Source organism: Amycolatopsis kentuckyensis, assembly GCF_041679295.1.
Taxonomy (GTDB): domain Bacteria; phylum Actinomycetota; class Actinomycetes; order Mycobacteriales; family Pseudonocardiaceae; genus Amycolatopsis; species Amycolatopsis kentuckyensis_A.
This window is the reverse complement of record NZ_JBGDMD010000004.1, coordinates 305419-323597: the sequence shown is the minus strand read 5'-3', so window position 1 is coordinate 323597 and position 18179 is coordinate 305419. Positions and strand designations below refer to the sequence as shown.

General features: G+C 70.8%; 19 protein-coding genes. 12 read left to right on the top strand and 7 right to left on the bottom strand.

The genetic code is table 11. The annotated features are described in order from the left end of the window. Nucleotides 1-8 precede the first annotated feature (8 nt). The 12 genes from ACERZO_RS18375 (at nucleotide 9) to ACERZO_RS18320 (ending at nucleotide 11073) form a co-directional block, all read left to right on the top strand. Nucleotides 9-518, top strand: a complete 510-nt coding sequence (locus ACERZO_RS18375) for a general stress protein (protein ID WP_372665892.1) — start codon at nucleotides 9-11, stop codon at nucleotides 516-518. After that, nucleotides 518-2383 (top strand): molecular chaperone DnaK, encoded by a 1866-nt coding sequence (dnaK, locus tag ACERZO_RS18370; protein ID WP_372665891.1) that lies wholly within the window; start codon nucleotides 518-520, stop codon nucleotides 2381-2383. The genes ACERZO_RS18375 and dnaK overlap by 1 nt, the downstream gene beginning before the upstream one ends. Before the next feature lie 49 nt (nucleotides 2384-2432). After that, nucleotides 2433-2948, top strand: a complete 516-nt coding sequence (locus ACERZO_RS18365; RefSeq protein WP_444843223.1) for a nucleotide exchange factor GrpE — start codon at nucleotides 2433-2435, stop codon at nucleotides 2946-2948. Between the two features lie 6 nt (nucleotides 2949-2954). Next, the gene (locus ACERZO_RS18360; protein WP_372665889.1) at nucleotides 2955-3875 is read left to right on the top strand and encodes a DnaJ C-terminal domain-containing protein; all 921 of its coding nucleotides are present in this window, start codon (nucleotides 2955-2957) and stop codon (nucleotides 3873-3875) included. Further along, nucleotides 3875-4171 carry a chaperone modulator CbpM gene (locus tag ACERZO_RS18355; RefSeq protein WP_372665888.1) on the top strand — a complete coding sequence of 99 codons (297 nt, stop codon included), beginning with the start codon at nucleotides 3875-3877 and terminating at the stop codon, nucleotides 4169-4171. Before ACERZO_RS18360 ends, ACERZO_RS18355 begins: the two co-directional genes overlap by 1 nt. Beyond that, nucleotides 4162-6792: an ATP-dependent chaperone ClpB gene (gene clpB / locus ACERZO_RS18350; protein ID WP_372665887.1), complete on the top strand. Its 2631-nt coding sequence runs from the start codon at nucleotides 4162-4164 to the stop codon at nucleotides 6790-6792. The genes ACERZO_RS18355 and clpB overlap by 10 nt, the downstream gene beginning before the upstream one ends. Continuing rightward, entirely contained in the window at nucleotides 6789-7235 is a 447-nt protein-coding gene (gene trxA, locus ACERZO_RS18345; RefSeq protein WP_372665886.1) for a thioredoxin, read from the top strand. The genes clpB and trxA overlap by 4 nt, the downstream gene beginning before the upstream one ends. Further along, nucleotides 7232-7495 (top strand): ubiquitin carboxyl-terminal hydrolase 14, encoded by a 264-nt coding sequence (locus tag ACERZO_RS18340; RefSeq protein ID WP_372665885.1) that lies wholly within the window; start codon nucleotides 7232-7234, stop codon nucleotides 7493-7495. Before trxA ends, ACERZO_RS18340 begins: the two co-directional genes overlap by 4 nt. Further along, on the top strand, nucleotides 7492-9162 hold the full coding sequence (locus ACERZO_RS18335; protein WP_372665884.1) for an FAD-dependent oxidoreductase: 1671 nt from the start codon (nucleotides 7492-7494) through the stop codon (nucleotides 9160-9162). The genes ACERZO_RS18340 and ACERZO_RS18335 overlap by 4 nt, the downstream gene beginning before the upstream one ends. Next, nucleotides 9159-9689 carry an STAS domain-containing protein gene (locus ACERZO_RS18330; protein WP_372665883.1) on the top strand — a complete coding sequence of 177 codons (531 nt, stop codon included), beginning with the start codon at nucleotides 9159-9161 and terminating at the stop codon, nucleotides 9687-9689. Before ACERZO_RS18335 ends, ACERZO_RS18330 begins: the two co-directional genes overlap by 4 nt. Beyond that, nucleotides 9686-10609: a PrsW family intramembrane metalloprotease gene (locus ACERZO_RS18325; RefSeq protein WP_372665882.1), complete on the top strand. Its 924-nt coding sequence runs from the start codon at nucleotides 9686-9688 to the stop codon at nucleotides 10607-10609. The genes ACERZO_RS18330 and ACERZO_RS18325 overlap by 4 nt, the downstream gene beginning before the upstream one ends. Nucleotides 10610-10680: 71 nt before the next feature. Next, entirely contained in the window at nucleotides 10681-11073 is a 393-nt protein-coding gene (locus ACERZO_RS18320; RefSeq protein WP_372665881.1) for an STAS domain-containing protein, read from the top strand. Nucleotides 11074-11088: 15 nt separating this feature from the next. On the opposite strand, the gene ACERZO_RS18315 is transcribed toward ACERZO_RS18320, so the two are convergent. The 7 genes from ACERZO_RS18315 to ACERZO_RS18285 form a co-directional block, all read right to left on the bottom strand. Further along, a complete protein-coding gene (locus ACERZO_RS18315) occupies nucleotides 11089-11238 on the bottom strand; it encodes a hypothetical protein (RefSeq protein ID WP_372665880.1) in 150 nt (49 codons plus the stop codon). Between the two features lie 78 nt (nucleotides 11239-11316). Beyond that, nucleotides 11317-12282 carry a GlxA family transcriptional regulator gene (locus ACERZO_RS18310; protein WP_372665879.1) on the bottom strand — a complete coding sequence of 322 codons (966 nt, stop codon included), beginning with the start codon at nucleotides 12280-12282 and terminating at the stop codon, nucleotides 11317-11319. Nucleotides 12283-12428: 146 nt separating this feature from the next. Then, nucleotides 12429-13904: an aldehyde dehydrogenase family protein gene (locus ACERZO_RS18305; RefSeq protein ID WP_372665878.1), complete on the bottom strand. Its 1476-nt coding sequence runs from the start codon at nucleotides 13902-13904 to the stop codon at nucleotides 12429-12431. A 98-nt stretch (nucleotides 13905-14002) separates the two neighbouring features. Next, complete coding sequence (locus ACERZO_RS18300; protein WP_372665877.1) at nucleotides 14003-14959, bottom strand: fumarylacetoacetate hydrolase family protein; 957 nt, start codon at nucleotides 14957-14959, stop codon at nucleotides 14003-14005. Continuing rightward, a complete protein-coding gene (locus ACERZO_RS18295) occupies nucleotides 14956-15981 on the bottom strand; it encodes an amidohydrolase family protein (protein ID WP_372665876.1) in 1026 nt (341 codons plus the stop codon). Before ACERZO_RS18295 ends, ACERZO_RS18300 begins: the two co-directional genes overlap by 4 nt. Next, nucleotides 15975-16871, bottom strand: a complete 897-nt coding sequence (locus ACERZO_RS18290) for an MBL fold metallo-hydrolase (protein WP_372665875.1) — start codon at nucleotides 16869-16871, stop codon at nucleotides 15975-15977. The genes ACERZO_RS18295 and ACERZO_RS18290 overlap by 7 nt, the downstream gene beginning before the upstream one ends. Next, nucleotides 16858-18108 carry an MFS transporter gene (locus ACERZO_RS18285; protein WP_372665874.1) on the bottom strand — a complete coding sequence of 417 codons (1251 nt, stop codon included), beginning with the start codon at nucleotides 18106-18108 and terminating at the stop codon, nucleotides 16858-16860. The genes ACERZO_RS18290 and ACERZO_RS18285 overlap by 14 nt, the downstream gene beginning before the upstream one ends. Between the last annotated feature and the right edge of the window lie 71 nt (nucleotides 18109-18179).

Genomic DNA, 18179 nt, shown 5'->3' with positions numbered 1-18179 from the left:
GGCGAACCATGACCGCACAGCCGGGCGCGACCGCGCCTTCTCCCCGCCACGCCCCCGAACGCGTCCCGATCGCTTCGTACGACGACTACCGCGATGCGGAGCGTGCCGTCGACCACCTGTCCGACCAAGGGTTTCCGGTGCAGCGGACCGCCATCATCGGCCGTGACGTGCAGCTGGTCGAGCAGGTCATCGGCCGGCTCGGCCTCGGCGGCGCCGCCCTGCGCGGCGCCGGCTCCGGTGCGCTGACCGGGCTCCTGATCGGCTGGTTGTTCGCCTTGTTCAACTGGTTCACCCCCGTCCTGGCCACGCTGACGCTCGCGCTCTACGGGCTCGTCTTCGGCGCGGTCGCCGGGGCGATCTTCGGGCTGGTCGCGCACGCGCTGCAGGGCGGCCGCCGGGACTTCGCGTCGGTCCGCGCGATGGCGCCCACCCGCTACGAGGTCGTCGCCGACGCCGAAGTCGCCGATGAAGCCCGGGCGCTGCTGGCGAAGCTGCCCGCCGAATCCGGGGGTGCGTGATGGCGAAAGCGGTCGGGATCGACCTCGGCACGACCAACTCGGTGATCGCCGTCTGGGAAGGGGGTGAACCGCGGGTCATCCCCAACACCGAGGGTGCCCGGACGACCCCGTCGGTCGTCGGGTTCACCGAAAGCGGTGAACGGCTGGTCGGGCAGCTCGCCCGCCGCCAGGCGATCCTCAACCCGAAGGGCACCATCTACTCGGCGAAGCGGTTCATCGGCCGCAAGTTCGACGAGGTGTCCGACGAGGCCAAGGCGGTCGGGTTCGACGTCGTCGAGGGCGAGGGCGGCGTCGTCCGCTTCGACATCCACGGCAAGCTCCACTCGCCGGAGGAGATCAGCGCGCAGGTGCTGCGCAAGCTGGCCGACGACGCGGGCAAGCACCTCGGCGAGCGGGTGACCGAAGCCGTGATCACCGTGCCCGCGTACTTCAACGACGCGCAGCGGCAGGCGACCAAGGACGCCGGGAAGATCGCCGGGCTGACCGTCCTGCGGATCATCAACGAGCCGACCGCGGCCGCGCTGGCCTACGGGCTCGACTCGAAGGGCCACGAGACGGTGCTGGTCTTCGACCTCGGCGGCGGCACCTTCGACGTGAGCCTGCTCGACGTCGGCGACGGCGTCGTCGAAGTGCGGGCCACCGCGGGCGACAGCCACCTCGGCGGCGACGACTTCGACCGCCGGCTCGTGGACTTCCTCGCCGACAAGTTCGCCGCGGACAACGGCATCGACCTGCGGCAGGACGCGCAGGCGCTGCAGCGGCTGTTCGAGGCGGCGGAGAAGGCCAAGGTCGAGCTGTCCTCGGTCGCCCAGACGAGTGTCAACCTCCCGTTCATCACCGCCGACGCGAGCGGGCCGAAGCACCTCACCGCCACCGTCCGGCGGTCGGAGTTCGAGCAGATCACCGCCGACCTGGTCGAGCGCTGCCTCGGCCCGGTGCAGCAGGCGATGTCCGACGCCAAGGTGAGCGCGAACGACATCGACGAGGTCATCCTCGTCGGCGGCTCGACCCGGATCCCCGCCGTGCAGAGCCTGGTCCGCCGGCTCACCGGCGGCAAGGACCCGAACATGAGCGTCAACCCGGACGAGGTCGTCGCGCTCGGCGCCGCCGTGCAGGCCGGGGTGCTCAAGGGCGAGGTCAAGGACGTCCTGCTGCTCGACGTCACCCCGCTGTCCCTGGGCGTGGAAACCCGCGGCGGCGTGATGACCAAGATCATCGAGCGGAACACGACGATTCCGGCGCGACGCACGGAGGTGTTCTCCACCGCGGAGGACAACCAGCCCGCGGTCGACGTCGTGGTGCTGCAGGGCGAGCGCGAGCGCGCGGCCGACAACCGGGTGCTCGGGCGGTTCCAGCTCAAGGACATCCGGCCGGCACCCCGCGGTGAGCCGCAGATCGAAGTGACGTTCGACGTCGACGCGAACGGCATCGTCAACGTCACCGCGCGCGACAAGGACACCGGCGCCGAGCAGGGCATCACGATCACCGAGAGCTCGAACCTCGACCAGTCCGAGATCGAGCGGATGGTCAGCGAGGCCGAGCGCAACCGCGCCGACGACGAACGCCTGCGCGAGGAGGTCGAGGCGCGCAACCTGCTGGACACCGTCGCCTACCAGGCCGAGAAGGCGATCACCGAGCAGACGCCGGCGCACGAGAAGGCGCGTGCGGAGATGCTGGTCGCCGACGCACGCGAAGCCGTCCAGTCGAACGCGCCGCTGGACCGGGTGCGTGAGCTGACCTCGGAACTGCAGCAGGTGCTGGCCGGGCTCACCGCGGCCCGGCCGGGTGGGGACGGCGGTCCGCCGCCGCAGCGAGAACCGGCCGAGGACGACGACGTGATCGACGCCGACTTCGATCGGGCGTGAGGAAACCATGGCCACCACAGGGAAATCCACGGAGCCGGGGACACCCTCCGTGGACGCCGCCGGGACGGGCGCCGAGTCCGGCCCCCAGGACGCGCCCGTCCCGGCGGTGGGGCCGGACCGGATCTCCGAGCTCGAGGCGAAAGCGGCCGAATGCGACGACCGCTGGCGCCGCGCGATGGCCGACGCCGACAACCTCCGCAAGCGGCACGCGGCGGAACTGCGCGCCGAGCGCGCGGCCGAACGGGCCCGGGTCGCCGCGGCCTTCCTCCCGGTCATCGACAACCTGGAGCTGGCGCTCGCGCACGCCGGAGCCGATCCCACCGCCGTCGTGCAGGGGGTGCTGGCGATCCGCGACCAGGCCGTGCAGCTGCTGGCCGGGCTCGGGTACGAGCGTGACGACGAGAGCGATGTCCCGTTCGACCCGGCCCGGCACGAGGTGGTCGCCGTCGTCGACGAACCGGGCACCGAACCGAACACGGTGACCCGGGTGGTCCGGCCGGGGTACGGGACCGGTGGCGGGCAGCTGCGGCCGACCGCGGTCGCCGTGGCCAAGCCGCGGGGGTGAGCACGCGTGGCACGCGACTTCTACTCCGCGCTCGGGGTCGGCCGGGACGCCGGCACCGACGAAATCCAGCGGGCGTACCGGAAACTCGCCCGCGAGAACCACCCGGACGTCAACAAGGACCCGACGGCCGAAGAACGGTTCAAGGAGGTCAGCGAGGCTTACCAGGTGCTGTCCGACCCGGAGCAGCGGCGCAAGTACGACCGGTTCGGCGAGGACTTCCGGCAGGTCCCCGACGACTGGGAGCAGCGCGTCGGGTCCGGTACCGGACCTCGCGGCGGCCGGGTCCGCTACAGCACCTCCGGCAGTGGATTCGACGGGAGTGGGTTCGAGGGGTTCGAGGGCGTCGACATCGAGGATCTCCTCGGCGGCTTCTTCGCCGGCCGGGGGCGCGGTGGCCCGGTCGCGGGCGCGGACCAGGAAGCCGAGCTCGAACTGACCGTCGAGGAGGCCTACCGCGGCGGGCAGCGGCACCTGAACATCGGCGGCGACCGGGAATACGACGTGAAGATCCCGCCGGGCGTGCTCGACGGGCAGCGCATCCGGCTGGCCGGGCAGGGCGGGCGTGGCACGGGCAACGCCGCCGCCGGGGACCTGTACCTCGTCGTCCGCATCCGCCCGGACCGCCGGTACCGGCTGGAGGGGCGCGACATCCACGTGACGCTCCCGGTGACGCCGTCGGAGGCCGCGCTCGGGGCCACGGTCCCGATCACCACCCCCGGCGGCGAGGTGAAGGCGCGCGTCGTGGCCGGGTCGTCCAGCGGGCGGCGGCTGCGGCTGCGCGGCGAGGGCATGCCGAACCCGAAGGGCAAGCCCGGTGATCTCTACGCCGAGGTCCGGATCATGGTGCCGAAGCGCCCGAGCAAACGCGAACGGGAGCTGTTCGAAGAGCTCGCCGCGGTGTCCGACTTCGATCCCAGGAGGACCTGATGGCGCGGTACGTGCTCGTCCGCCCGGCCCGGCTCGACCTCGAGACCGTGGCCGCGCGCACCGGGCTGCACCCCGAGCTGGTCCGCCGGTTCGCGGCCCTCGGCCTGGTGGAGTCGACCCCGGACGCGAACGGGCGCCCGTGCTTCCCACCGTCCACAGTGGCCAGACTGGCCCGGATCCAGCGGTTGCGCGCCACGTTGTCCCTCAACTACGCGGCACTCGGGCTGGTGCTCGACCTGCTCGACCGCATCGACGTCCTCGAAGGACAAGTCAGGAGCCGTCGGCGATGGACATGAACAAGCTGACCCAGAAGTCACAGGAAGCGCTGCAGGAGGCCCAGAGCGTCGCCGGGAGCCTCGGCCAGACCGAAACCGACGGCGAGCACCTGCTGCTCGCGCTGATCGACCAGCCCGAGGGCCTCGTGCCGCGGCTGCTCGCGCAAACCGGCGCGGACGTCGACGCGGTGCGCACCGCGGTCGAGGCGGAGCTCGCCCGCCGGCCGAAGGTGACCGGGCCCGGCGCCACGCCGGGGCAGGTCTACGTCACCCGGCGGCTGGCCGGGCTGCTCGACGCGGCGGAGCGGGAAGCCCGGCGGCTCAAGGACGAGTACGTCTCCGTCGAGCACCTGGTCCTGGCCCTGGCCGAGGAGGGGACGGCGTCGGCGGCCGGGCGGATCCTGCGCGACCACGGCGTGACCCGCGATTCCTTCCTGACCGCGCTGACGAAGGTCCGCGGCAACCAGCGCGTCACGTCGGCGACGCCCGAGGGTGCCTACGAGGCGCTGGAGAAGTACGGCCGCGACCTGGTCGCCGACGGGCGCGCCGGCAAGCTCGACCCGGTGATCGGGCGCGACACCGAGATCCGCCGCGTCGTCCAGATCCTCTCGCGCAAGACGAAGAACAACCCCGTGCTGGTCGGCGATCCCGGGGTCGGGAAGACCGCGATCGTGGAAGGACTGGCGCAGCGGATCGTGCGCGGCGACGTGCCGGAGGGCCTGCGGGACCGGACGATCTTCTCACTCGACATGAGCGCGCTGGTGGCGGGAGCCAAATACCGCGGTGAGTTCGAAGAGCGGCTCAAGGCCGTGCTCGGTGAGGTCAAGGCCGCCGAAGGCCGGATCATCCTGTTCGTCGACGAGCTGCACACGATCGTCGGCGCGGGCGCCACCGAAGGTGCCATGGACGCCGGGAACATGCTCAAGCCGATGCTGGCCCGCGGTGAGCTGCACATGATCGGCGCGACCACCCTGGACGAGTACCGCAAGCACATCGAGAAGGACGCCGCCCTGGAACGGCGGTTCCAGCCGGTCGTCGTGCCCGAACCGGCCGTCGAAGACACCATCTCCATCCTGCGCGGGCTGCGCGAACGGCTCGAGGTGTTCCACGGCGTCAAGATCCAGGACAGCTCGCTCGTCGCCGCCGCCGTGCTGTCGCACCGCTACATCAGCGACCGGTTCCTGCCGGACAAGGCGATCGACCTCGTCGACGAGGCGTGCGCGCGGTTGCGCACGGAAATCGACTCGATGCCGGCCGAGCTCGACGAACTCACCCGGCGGCTGACGCGGCTGGAGATCGAGGAAGCCGCGCTGGCCAAGGAAACCGACAAAGCGAGCAAGGTGCGGCTGGAGGAGCTTCGCAAGGAACTGGCGGACCTGCGGGCCGAAACCGACGCCAAGAAGGCGCAGTGGGACGCCGAGCGCCAGGCGATCCGGCGCGTGCAGGAGCTGCGGTCCGAACTGGAGCGGGTGCGTCACGAAGCCGAAGAGGCGGAACGGAACTACGACCTCAACCGCGCCGCCGAGCTGCGCTACGGCGAGATCCGCGAGCTGGAGCGCCAGCTCGAAGGCGAGGAGGAACGGCTGGCGCGGAAGCAGGGCGAGAAGCGGCTGCTGCGCGAGGTCGTCACCGAGGACGAGATCGCCGAGATCGTCTCGCAGTGGACCGGCATCCCGGTTTCGAGGCTGCAGGAGGGCGAGCGCGAGAAGCTGCTGCGGCTCGACGAGATCCTGCACGAGCGGGTCATCGGGCAGGACGAGGCGGTCCGGCTGGTCGCCGACGCGATCATCCGCGCCCGGTCGGGGATCCGCGACCCGCGCAAGCCGATCGGGTCGTTCCTCTTCCTCGGCCCGACCGGGGTCGGGAAGACGGAGCTGGCGAAAACCCTTGCGGCGGCACTGTTCGACAGCGAGGACAACATGGTCCGGCTCGACATGAGCGAGTACCAGGAGCGGCACACGGTCTCGCGGCTGCTCGGTGCGCCTCCCGGCTACGTCGGCTACGACGAGGGCGGCCAGCTCACCGAAGCGGTGCGGCGCAAGCCGTACTCGGTGGTGCTGTTCGACGAGATCGAGAAGGCGCACCCGGACGTGTTCAACACCCTGCTGCAGGTGCTCGACGACGGGCGGATCACCGACGCGCAGGGCAGGCTCGTCGACTTCCGCAACACGGTGATCATCATGACGTCCAACATCGGCTCGCAGCACCTGCTCGACGGCGTCACCTCCTCCGGCGAGATCAAGCCGGAAGCCCGGGACGCGGTGCTGGCCGAACTGCGCCACCACTTCCGGCCCGAGTTCCTCAACCGCCTCGACGACATCGTGCTGTTCACCCCGTTGGGGCTGCAGCAGATCGAGCGGATCGTGGACCTGCAGTTCGACCAGCTGCGCCGCCGGCTGGCCGAGCAGGGCGTCACGGTCGAGCTGACCGGAAACGCGCGGCGGTTCATCGCCGAGCGCGGGTTCGACCCGGTGTACGGCGCCCGGCCGTTGCGCCGCTACATCTCCCACGAGGTCGAGACCCGGATCGGGCGCGCGCTGCTGCGCGGCGAGCTGACCGAGGGGCTGGTGATCGTGGTCGACGCGGCCGACGGTGACCTGACCGTCGACTTCCGCGCCGCCGGGCAGGAGGCAGCAGCATGAGGACCGTCACCGTCGCCTGCGAGCACTGCGGGAAGAGCAACCGGATTCCCGTCGCCGCCGACGGAACGCCGAAGTGCGGGAACTGCCACCGGCCGCTGCCGTGGGTGGTCGACGCGGGCGACGCCGACTTCGCGCCGATCGCCGAGCGGGCCGGCCTCCCGGTGCTCGTCGACCTCTGGGCCGAGTGGTGCGGCCCCTGCCGATCGGTGAGCCCGGCGCTCGACCGGCTCGCCCGCGCCCGGGCCGGGAAGGTGAAGCTCGTCAAGGTCGACATCGACCTGGCGCCGGGAGTGGCGCGCCGGTTCGACGTCATGGCCGTGCCGACCCTCCTGGTGCTCCGCGGCGGCGAGGTCGTCCGGCGGCAGGCCGGCGCGGCACCGGAGAACGTCCTGCGCGACTGGCTCGACCAAGCACTGAACTCGCCGGAGGAGGCGAAGGCATGACCACCGTCACCGACCCGCACCTGGCACTCGTCCGAGACGTGGTGCCCCGGACACCCCAAGGCTGCCAGGAGTGTCTGTCCACCGGAACCTCGTGGGTGCACCTGCGGCTGTGCCTGACCTGCGGGCACGTCGGCTGTTGCGACTCTTCGCCGATGAAGCACGCGCGCCGGCACGCCCACGCCATCGGCCACCCCATCGTGCGCTCGTTCGAGCCCGGGGAAAACTGGCGCTGGTGCTACGTGCACGAGGCGTTCGTATGACGCTCGCGGCGCAGGACCTCGTCGAGACGCCGGACCCGCACGGCGCGTTCCCCCGGCTGACCGGCGAGCAGCTCGAGACGCTCTCCGCCGCGGGCGAGCGCCGTCCGGTGCGGCCGGGGGACGTGCTCTACGCCCAAGGGGAACGGGACACGGACTTCTACGTCGTCCTGAGCGGCAAGGTCGCCATCCAGCACCGCGAAGGCGACGAAACCAGAACCGTGCGGGTGCACGGGCCGGGACGGTTCCTCGGCGAGCTGGGCCTGCTCGAAGGGCAGCCGTCGTTCTTCTCCGCCGTCGCCGCGGAACCCGGCGAGGTACTCGCCATCGGAGCCGGCAAGCTGAGGCAGCTGGTCCTCGGCGACCCGGTCCTCGGCGATCTGATCCTGCACGCCTACTTCGCCCGCCGCGCGGTCATCATCGGCTCCGGCGACGGGCTGCGGATCGTCGGCTCGTGCTACTCGCCGGACACCCGGCGGCTGCTGGAGTTCGTGGCCCGCAACCGCCTCCCGTACCGGCTGGACGACCTCGACAAGGACCGCGGAGCCGAGGAGCTGCTGCGCCGGCTCGGCGTCACGGTCGACGAGACCCCGGTGGTGGTGCTGCCCGGCGCCGGGGTGCTGCGCAACCCCGGCAACACCGAACTGGCGTCCGCGATGGGGCTGCGGCACGAGGAGCTCCCGGTCGGCGTGCGCGACGTGCTCGTGGTCGGCGCCGGGCCCGGCGGGCTCGCGGCCGTCGTCTACGCGGCCTCCGAAGGATTGGCCACGTCGGCGTTCGACGCCGTCGCTGCGGGCGGGCAGGCGGGCACGACGTCCCGGATCGAGAACTACCTCGGCTTCCCGTCCGGGATTTCGGGGGCGGAACTGGCCGAGCGGTCGGTGATCCAGGCGGACAAGTTCGGCGTCCGGGTCGTGGTTCCGGGTGAGGCCCGCACGCTCACCCCGCAGGGCGGGCTGTACGCGGTGGGCTTCGACGACGGCACCGAGATCGTCACGCGGACGGTGATCATCGCGACCGGCGCCCGGTACCGGCGGCTGCCCCTCCCCCGGCTCGAACACCTGGAAGGCACCTGCCTGTACTACGCCGCGACCCCGCAGGAGGCCCGGCAGTGCCAGGCCGACCCGGTCGCGGTGGTCGGCGGCGGCAACTCCGCGGGGCAGGCCGCGGTGTTCCTGGCGCAGACCTCGCCCGTGGTGCACCTGCTGGTGCGCGGCGGCGACCTCGGCGCGGACATGTCGCGGTACCTGGTCGACCAGGTCGAGCGGCACCCGCGGATCCAGGTCCACCTGCACACCGAAGTCCGCGACGTCGACGAGGACGGCAAGACGATGTCGGGCGTCGAGGTCGAGGACAACCGCACCGGCGAGCGGCGCCGGCTCGCCGCCCGCGCGTTGTTCGTCTTCATCGGCGCGGCGCCCCACACGCGCTGGCTGTCCGGCCACGTCGCGCTCGACGAGGACGGGTTCGTGCTCACGGGCGCGGACGCGGGAGGCTCCCACACGCCGTTGCCGCTCGAAACGAGCAGCCCCGGCGTGTTCGCCGTCGGCGACGTCCGGCACGGCTCGGTGAAGCGCGTGGCCTCGGCGGCGGGCGAAGGGGCGATGGCCGTCCGGCTGGTGCACGAGCGCCTCGCACAAGAACTCGCCGAACCGGGAGGACTCCCATGACCACCAGGCTTTCCCTCGCGCTCACGGAACTGGACGCGCTGATCAGCCACGTGACGCCACCGCACGAACTCACCATCAGCTCCACCCTGCACCCCGGGAGCTACACCGTCGTCGCGATCGCCGGGCGGGCGGACGCACCGGCGTTGCGGACCCTCGCCGGGTACCTGGCCGGGCTGGTCCACGCGGGCTCCTGGAACTTCGTCGTCGACCTGTCCGGGGTCGAGCAGCCCGGCGACGACCTGCTCGGCCTGCTGCGCCGCTTCGGCGAGCGGCTGGCGGCGGCGGGCGGCGAGCTGGAGCTGATCGGGCTGACCCCACCCGTGCTGTACGAGCTGGACGACGAGCCACTCGCCGAGATCTTCGCGCTGTACCGCGTCGACGCCGAAGGCGGACGGCCGCGGTGGGCGGCGCTGCGCTGCCCGCAGGGGTTCGACGGCGTCGCCGAACCCGGCTCCCCCGCCCGGTTCCGCGCGTTCGTCGACACCGCGGCCACCGGCCGCGGCGAGCGGTTCGGGAGGCGCCGATGACCACCGTGAGCCGCCGCCCCCACCGGCGGGCGTGGTTGCAGATCTTCGCGATCGGCCTGCTCCTGTGGGTGCTGTCGGTCGTCGTGACGTACGCGACCGGCAATCCGAACCTGCTGCCGACGCTCGTGCTGCTCGGCAGCTTCCTGGTGCCGGTGACGTTCGTGGCGTGGGCATTCGAACGCCGCGACTCCGGGGAAATCACCGCCGAACTGGTGTTCCGGACCTTCCTCGTCGGCGGGGTGCTCGGCGTTCTCGGCGCTTCGGTGCTGGAGACCTACCTGCTGTACCCGTCGACGTGGCTGTACCTGTGGGTCGGGCTCATCGAGGAGGCGGTCAAGCTGGTCGCGCTCGCCCTGCTGACGCGCGGCCTGGCCGTGAAGTCCATGCGGGACGGGATCATTCTCGGTGCGACGGTGGGTTTTGGCTTCTCCGCCTTCGAATCCGCGGGCTACGCGCTCACGTCGTTGTTCACCGCCCGGGGTCTGTCACTGACCGACCTGGTCACGACCGAGCTGCTGCGCGGGCTGCTCGCGCCGGTCGGGCACGGGCTGTGGACCGCCATCCTGGGCGGGCTGCTGTTCGCGTGGAGCACGCGCGAACACTTCGTGCTGAGCCTTCGCCTGGCGCTGGCGTTCCTCGGCGTCGCGCTGCTGCACGCGCTGTGGGACTCGATGTCGGCCATCGCCCTGGTGATCACCCTGGTGCTGACCGGGCAGGTGGCGCAGTTCGACCCGCGCGGCCTGGTCGTACCGCCCGAGGACGTGACGACGGTGTACACCGTGACGACGTGGGTGGGGCTGGGCGTGATCGCGTCGATCGGAGTGCTGTGGCTGCTGGTACTGGTCCGCCGGTCACGTCGGGAACCCCGCTGGACGTACCGGATCCCGGCCACGCGCACGCCGGCGGCCGGACAGTACTGACCGGTGGCCCAGGGGCCGCTCGGAAAAGGGGAAGGAGCACGGAAATGCAGGATTGCTGCCACGATGGTGCGGTGCGCCGTTTCGGCGGGAACGACGGACGAGACAGACTCGGTCTGTCCACCACCAGCAAGGCCGGCGTGGTACTGGCGACTGTGTCCGGTGAGATCGACCTCGCCACGGCACACGCTTTCGCCCGGCACCTCGAATCGACCCTCGCCGGCGCGCCGAGCGCGGTGATCGCCGATCTCGACGAAGTCACCTTCCTCTCGTCCTCCGGGCTCGCGGCACTACAGATCTTCGCCCACGCAGCGAACTCCGCCGGCGTCGCGTTCTGCCTCGTCAGTGCCCAACGCACGGTGCTCCGACACCTACAGCTGACGGGACTGGACCGCAACTTGACGATCAAGCCCACCGTCGCCGGCGCCCGCACCTGGCTCTCCGGCAAACCGACGCCGGACCGTTGAGCAGAAACGCCCCTGTTACCACTCGGGCCGGAGGGAAGCGCCGATCGTGCGGGCGACGATGGCGTCCCCCAGCTCGAGGCCCATCGTGGCCGCCGGGTCCACCCGGGGGTCGATGCAGGTCAGGACGTAAACCTGCTTGTTCGGGATGAACGGGATGGCCGGCACCTTGTCCTTGGCGGCGGTTTCGGCGAAACGGGCGTTGTTGTCCAGCAGTTCCAGCCACTTCGCGAAAGGCTTCGGCCACTACGACGCGCGCAGCGGCTCCCCCGCCGCGCGCGACTTCCGATAAGCGGTCGGTGTCGTGCCCAGCTCGCGCGCCATGTGCAAGCGCAAGTTGGCCGCCGTGCCCAGTCCGGTGCGTTCCGCGATGTCCTCCACCGGCAACGGCGTCGACTCCAGCAACCGCTGCGCTTCCAGCAGCCGCTGCGTGGCCAGCCAGCGCATCGGGGTCATGTCCGTCCGGGCCCGGAACTTGCGCGCGAAACTGCGCTCCGGCATCCCCGCGTGCCGGGCCATCTGGGCGACGGTCAACGGCCGGTGCATCTCGCCGACCATCCACCCGAACGTCGCCGACAGGCCGTCATCCTCGCTGACCTGACTCGCGAACTGCGCCTGCCCGCCCGGCCGGTGCGCCGCGACCACCATGTACCGGGCCACCCGGGAAGCGGCCGCCGCACCGTGGTCCTGCCGGATCATGTGCAGGCACAGGTCGATCCCCGCCGACAGGCCGGCGCTCGTCAGCAGCCGGCCGTTGTCGACGTAAAGCACACCGGGGTTGAGCCGGACCGCGGGGAACCGGCGCCGGAACTCCGCGGCCTCCCGCCAGTGCGTCGTCGCCACGTGGCCGTCGAGCAACCCCGTGGCGGCCAAGGCGAACGCCCCGATGCACACCGAGGCGATCCGCGCGCCGCGCGCGTACGCGGCCCGCAGCGCCTCCAGCACCTCCGGCGACGGATCCACCAGCGGCCGGAACCCCGGCACGACGATCGTGTCCGCCCGCTCCAGCGCCTCCAGTCCACTTGCGACATCGATCGCGAACGGCGACTGCGTCGCCACACGTCCCGGGTGCGGGGTGCAGACATCGAAGCGGTAGAGATCCGACTGCTCCTGGTGCCCGAAGGCCTGCGCGGCGATGGCGAGGTCGAAGGCGATCACCCCGGGCAGCACCAGCGCGACGACGCGGTGCGGGTCGGGCGGTGACGAACTCATGGGTCCGAGTATCCCACCACCGGCCCGATCAGGACGGCTCGTCGTGGACCTTTCCGCCGACCGGGATGTTCGCCTGCGGGACCGCCAGGCCCCGCCGTGGTGCTGGACAAGCCGGCCGTGCCCGCCGCGCCTGCCGTGGTGGTCCGTCAGCCGAGCAGTTCGCCGACGACCGCCCAGCGCGGTACCGGGTTCATCCCGGACGGAAGCCGCATCGTCTTGCTGTAGCCGAATTCGCGCAGCGTCTCGGCGGCGTGTTCGCGACCGTAGCCACTGTGCTTGGTTCCGCCGAACGGTGTGCCGATGACCGCGCGGTTGTAGTTGTTCACGAACACGATGCCCGCTTCGATCCCGCGACCGACCCGCAGCGCGCGAGCGTGGTCCGCGGTGTACACCCCGGCCACCAAACCGAAATCGGTGTTGTTGGCAATGGCCACGGCCTCGGCTTCGTCGTCGAAGGGGAGCACGCACACGACGGGGCCGAAGATCTCCTCCCTGGCCACGCGCATGTCCGGGGTCACTGCCGTGAACAGCGTCGGCGCGACGTAGAACCCCTTGGCCAGCTCGGGATCCTCCGGCAACTTCGCCTGCGCGGCGATGACGGCGCCTTCCTGGACGCCGATGTCGATGTAGTCGAGCACCCGCCGCTGCTGGGCCGCCGTGACGAGCGGGCCGACGTGCGTGGTGTCGTCGAGGCCACGCCCGACCCGCAGCCCGGCCACGGCACGGCCCAGCCGTTCGACCACCTCGTCGTGCACCGAGCGGTGCACCAGCAACCGGGAGGCCGCGGTGCAAGCTTCGCCCTGGTTGAAGTACCCGCCTTCGAGGGCAGCGGCCACGGCGTCGTCGAGGACGGCGTCTTCGAAGACGACGAGCGGGTTCTTGCCGCCGAGTTCCATCAAGGTGGGGGTGAGGTTGTCCGCGGCCGTCTTCGAGACCGCGACCCCCGTCGTGGGAGCGCCGGTGAACGACAGCTTCCGGACCAGCGGGTGCCCCGCGAGCGCCGCTCCCGCGGATCCGCCGCCCGCGACGACGTGGACGACGTCGTCGGGCAGCACCGACTGGATGATCTCGGCCAGCCGCAAGATGGTGAGCGGCGCCTGCTCCGGGGGCTTCAGCACGACGGCGTTCCCCGCCGCGAGCGCGGGCGCGGTCTTCCCGGCGGTGTGGATCGGCGGCCAGTTGAACGGGATGATGGCGCCGATCACGCCGAAGGGCTGAAGGGTCGTGACGTCCAGCGAATAGCCGGTGTCCCGGACCGCCCCGGGCATCTCGTGCGTGAGACTGCCGAAAAGCTCGAACACGGCGATGCAGGATTCGAGGTCGAACGCCCGCGCCTGGCTCCGGGGCTTGCCGTTCTCCCGGGATTCCAGTTCGGCCAGTTCGTCGGCGTGCAGACGGATCCGGCGGGCGACCTCCAGCAGCAACCGGCCGCGCTCCACCGGGGGCCGGCGGCTCCAGGCGAGAAACCCTTGGTGGGCGGCGCGGACCGCCGCGTCGACCTCCGCCACACCCCCGCCCTGGACCGTGGCCAGGCGGTGTCCGGTGGCGGGGTCGTCGACGACGAATCGGTCTTCCTCGCGTTGCGAGGACCAACGGCCTTTGACGACGGTTTCGAGATCCATCATGCTCCTTCAAAAATTCCAACAGTAGTGTTGGCTTCTGCTTCGAACCTACGCCTGTCACCCGCGAACTGCAACACAGGTGTTGGAGTTGACCGCGATCACTGCCGGGCGGACGAGCTGCGCCGCCGCGCAAGGGGATGCAGCGGAGCCCCTCGCGTGATCGCAGCGCGGATCTCACCGAGGTTCTCGACGCTCAAGGTGACCTCGTCGCCCGCGACCAGCCAGGGATATTCCGCTTCACTGTGGACTTTGGCGAGTTCCAGGATGCAACCGGTACCGACGGTGCCGGAGCCGATGACGTCCCCGGTCTGCAGAGTCGTCCCCCGGGAGGCGTAGGAGAGCAGGTCGGCGAAGGACCAGAACTGGTCGGCCCAGTTCCCTTCGCTGTAGACGACGCCGTTCACCGACGCGGTCATCTCCAGGTCGAAGCCCTCGCCGCTGCGCTTCCCCTCGATCTCGTCGGGGGTGACCAGGAAGGGCCCGAGGCTGGTGGCCGTGTCCTTGGCTTTGCCGGGGCCGATCGCCATGGTCATCTCCGCCGCCTGGAGGTCCCGGGCGCTCCAGTCGCAGAAGATCGTGTATCCGGCGATGTGGGCGGGGGCTTCGGCCGGGCTGACGTTGGTGGCCGGGGCACCGACGATCGCCGCCACCTCGAGCTCGTAGTCGAACTGCCGGCTCCCGGGGGCGATCGGCACCGTCTCGTGCGGCCCGCGGAGCGCGGCCGGGTTCTGGAAGTAGAAAACCGGCTGCTGGTAATAAACCGGGTTCGTGGAAAGCCCCATCGCGGTCATCGAAGTGACGTAGTGGTTCTCGAACGCCATGAAGTCCCGGACCGACGGCGGGCGCGGTATCGGTGCCAGCAGCTGCACGTCACCGGCGGGGACGACCTCGAAAGGGTCGTCTCCGGCTTCGCGGGCGGCCTCCGCCAGGGCCGCGGGAGACCCGATGAGGTCGACCAGCTGCCGATCGCCGCGCAGGCCGTGAAGGGTTTCGCCGTCGAACAGGGCTGCGTGCTCGTTGCCGTCCGCCGGTGAGCGGTAAGTGGCCCACTTCATGTTCGTTTCTCCTTTCGTTGCGTGAGACCGAGCAGTCCAGCGGCATTGAGCCCGGCGATGCGCCGCAACTCGGCCGTCGGCAGACCGGTCTGCTCGAGCCGGGCGAGCGGGTCGCTCACCCCCATGTCGAACGGGTAGTCGGTCCCCAGCAGAACCCGGTCGGCTCCCACCGCCCGCGTCAGCGCCGCCAGCTCCGGCGCCCGGTAGACGAGACTGTCGAAATAGAGCTGGGACAGGTACTCACTGGGCCGCTTGGCCATCGAGCGGCTCTCCGGGCGCACCTCGTAGGCGTGGTCGGCCCGGCCGAGGTGGACCGGCAGAAAGCCACCGCCGTGCGCGCCGCAGATCCGCAACCGGGGAAACCGGTCGAGCACCCCGGCGAAGACCAGCCGGCACAAGGCGATCGTGGTCTCCAGCGGCTGACCGATGATGTTGCCCAGGTAGTACGACGACAACCGGCGCTCCACAGTGCACCCCCACGGGTGGACGAAGACGAGCACCCCGAGCTCCTCCGCGGTGGCCCAGAAAACGTCCAGCGCGGGGTCGTCGAACTCGCGTTCACCGGAGCGGGTCGGGATCTGCACGGATTTCATCCCGTACCGCTCCACCGCGTCACGGAGGTGACCGGCCGCCCGGCCGGGGTGCTGGAAAGCGACGTGCGCCATGGCGGTCAGCCGGTCGGGCGACTTCGCCGCCAGGTCGGCCAGGTGCTCGTTCACCAGGTACGTCAGTTCGTCGGCGAGCACTTCGTCCGCCCACGAGTGGTACTGCGTGGGCGCGACGCTGACGGCCTGCACGTCCACGCCCGCTCGGTCCATCGCGTGCAGGCGGGTGGCCGGCTCGGTGAGTGCCGGGTACCACTCGTCCCGGAACAGGGTTCGGTTGATCGCAACGGATTCCGGCCCGAAGACCGAGAGCTGGGCGCGCTGCTCCTGGACGTGGTGTTCCCGGCCGGCCACCAGTTCGTCGACCGGCGCGTGGGCGTGGGCGTGGATGTCCACCACCAGCGGGACCGTCAGCATGCCCCGCGCCCCGAACCGATGGCGCTGTCGTACAGCGCCCCCGCGTTCGCCGCCTGGATGTAGTCCATCAGGTGGTCCAGGCCGACGTCGGTCCGGCACGCTTCGGCGAAGTCGACGCGCTGGATCGTCTCTTCGCGGGACCACCCCTTGGCCACGGCGTCGGCGACGGCGCTCTGCCAGCCCAGCAGCACGGCCCGCTGCTCCCGGACGGCGTCGAGGGTGGTGATCGCACCGTGGCCGGGCACGACGTGGTCGACGTCGAGCTGGGCGATCCGGTCGAGCGAGCGCAGCCACTGGTCGACGTCGGACGTCATCAGCCAGGTCTGGCACCCGGAGAAGATGGTGTCACCGGTGAAGACCGTCCGTTCCTCGGGAACGTGCACGGCGATCTGGCCCGGCGTGTGCCCGGGGGTGTGGATCAGCTCGAAGGTGTGCTCCCCCAGCCTGAGCGTCACGTCGCCGGTGAACACGATGTCGCCCTTGTTGGGGTCGTCGTAGTACTCGCCGCGTCCGGGAATCAGCTTCGCTCCCTCGGGATCGTCGTCCTCGGCGGCTTTGACCGCGAAGGCGAACGGGTCCAGGTCGTGGACGGTCATGAAGTTGTCGAACACGCCTTGGTGGTGGACCACCAGACCGGCGCCGGCGAAGAAGTAGTTGCCGAAGATGTGGTCGACGTGGTGCTCGGTGTTGACGACGTACCGAATGGGGCCGTGGCTTTCCGCCTGCTGCCGCATGGCGAGTGCGTGCGTCGGCAGCTGGGGGGTGTCGATGACGACCACCCCGTCCGACGTCACGACGAAGCCGGGATCGCACCCGCGGGTGCCGGTTTCCACGTACACGTTCGGGGTGAGCTGCCCGAGGGGCCGGGGCCGCCCTTCACCGTTTTCCATCGTGGAGAACCTCCCTGTTCTCGAACGAGTTCTTCTCGCGGGTCACGGCCAGCGCGCTCAGGCCGACGAGCGCACAGGCGGAGCCCCACAGGCCCGGCGCTCCGGCCCATCCCGTCGAAGCGCCGAGCGAGGCGGCGATGGCGGGACCGAAGCCCCCGGCGACGATGGTGCCGAGGTTGAGACCGATGGACACACCCGTGAAGCGGGTGCGGGTCGGGAAAAGCTCCGGGAAGCCGGTGAAAACGGCCGCCGAGACGAACGGCTCGACGACCAGGTAGATCAGCAAAGCCGGCACCACGGCCGGCGCGCTGCTCGCCGCATCGACGTAGAGGAACAGGGGTACCGGCAGCACCGCGGCGGCGCTCAAGCCGATCCAGGCGATCGGGCGGCGGCCCCGGGCATCCGACTTCACCCCCATCACGGGGAAGATCCAGACCGTCGCCACGAACGCCAAGCCGAGCAGGAAATAGACTTCCACCGGGGGAAACTTCTTCACCTGCACCAAGTGGACGGAGAGGTAGAGCTTGCCGAGGATCGACGGGCCGAGGACTCCGATCGTCAGCGCCGCCACGCGCAGCACCTCCCACGGGTGCCGGCGCAGCGTTTCCCGGACCGGCGTCCGGCTGACCCCGCCCGCGGTGCGGGCGATGGCCTTGAACTCCGGGGAATCTTCGAGGCGGAAGCGCAGCGCCACGCAGACCGCGGTGAGCGGAACGCAGACCAGGAAGGGAATCCGCCAGCCCCACGTGCTCATGCCGACACCCGTACTCGCGACGAGCGCCACCACCAGCGCGGCGGCAGTGAACCCGATGCCGACACCCATCGCCGGGATCGATCCGTACAGCGCGCGCTTGCGCGGCGGTGCCATCTCGGAGACGTAGGTCAACGCTCCCGCCCATTCACCGCCCGCGGAAAACCCCTGGAGCAGCCGCAGAACCAGCAACAGGACCGGCGCCGCCGGCCCGATGGACGCGTAGGTGGGCAGCATCCCGATGAGGGCGGACGACACCCCCATCATCAGAAGGGTGGCCATGAGGACCGGACGGCGCCCGAGACGATCGCCCAGCGCGCCGAACACCACGCCGCCCAACGGCCGGGCGAGGTACCCGGCGCCGTACACCGTGAGGGCCGACAGCGTCGCGGCCACCGGCGAAGAGACGGGGAAGAACAGCGGCCCGAAGACCACGGCCAGGAAACCGTAGACGGTGAACTCGTAGTACTCGACGACCGTGCCCACCAGAGAGGCCCGAACGGCGCGGCGACGGGTCGGCGCGCTCGCCGGCGGAGCCGGGACGGGTCTGGCGATAC

Excerpts from the sequence above, each read along its gene's own strand:
- ACERZO_RS18325 (WP_372665882.1), top strand. The coding sequence starts at position 9,686 with ATGACCACCGTGAGCCGCCGCCCCCACCGGCGGGCGTGGTTGCAGATC.
- ACERZO_RS18310 (WP_372665879.1), bottom strand. The coding sequence starts at position 12,282 with ATGAGTTCGTCACCGCCCGACCCGCACCGCGTCGTCGCGCTGGTGCTG.
- ACERZO_RS18355 (WP_372665888.1), top strand. The coding sequence starts at position 3,875 with ATGGCGCGGTACGTGCTCGTCCGCCCGGCCCGGCTCGACCTCGAGACC.
- ACERZO_RS18335 (WP_372665884.1), top strand. The coding sequence starts at position 7,492 with ATGACGCTCGCGGCGCAGGACCTCGTCGAGACGCCGGACCCGCACGGC.
- trxA (WP_372665886.1), top strand. The coding sequence starts at position 6,789 with ATGAGGACCGTCACCGTCGCCTGCGAGCACTGCGGGAAGAGCAACCGG.
- clpB (WP_372665887.1), top strand. The coding sequence starts at position 4,162 with ATGGACATGAACAAGCTGACCCAGAAGTCACAGGAAGCGCTGCAGGAG.
- dnaK (WP_372665891.1), top strand. The coding sequence starts at position 518 with ATGGCGAAAGCGGTCGGGATCGACCTCGGCACGACCAACTCGGTGATC.
- ACERZO_RS18340 (WP_372665885.1), top strand. The coding sequence starts at position 7,232 with ATGACCACCGTCACCGACCCGCACCTGGCACTCGTCCGAGACGTGGTG.
- ACERZO_RS18375 (WP_372665892.1), top strand. The coding sequence starts at position 9 with ATGACCGCACAGCCGGGCGCGACCGCGCCTTCTCCCCGCCACGCCCCC.
- ACERZO_RS18295 (WP_372665876.1), bottom strand. The coding sequence starts at position 15,981 with ATGCTGACGGTCCCGCTGGTGGTGGACATCCACGCCCACGCCCACGCG.
- ACERZO_RS18300 (WP_372665877.1), bottom strand. The coding sequence starts at position 14,959 with ATGAAGTGGGCCACTTACCGCTCACCGGCGGACGGCAACGAGCACGCA.
- ACERZO_RS18290 (WP_372665875.1), bottom strand. The coding sequence starts at position 16,871 with ATGGAAAACGGTGAAGGGCGGCCCCGGCCCCTCGGGCAGCTCACCCCG.
- ACERZO_RS18330 (WP_372665883.1), top strand. The coding sequence starts at position 9,159 with ATGACCACCAGGCTTTCCCTCGCGCTCACGGAACTGGACGCGCTGATC.
- ACERZO_RS18305 (WP_372665878.1), bottom strand. The coding sequence starts at position 13,904 with ATGGATCTCGAAACCGTCGTCAAAGGCCGTTGGTCCTCGCAACGCGAG.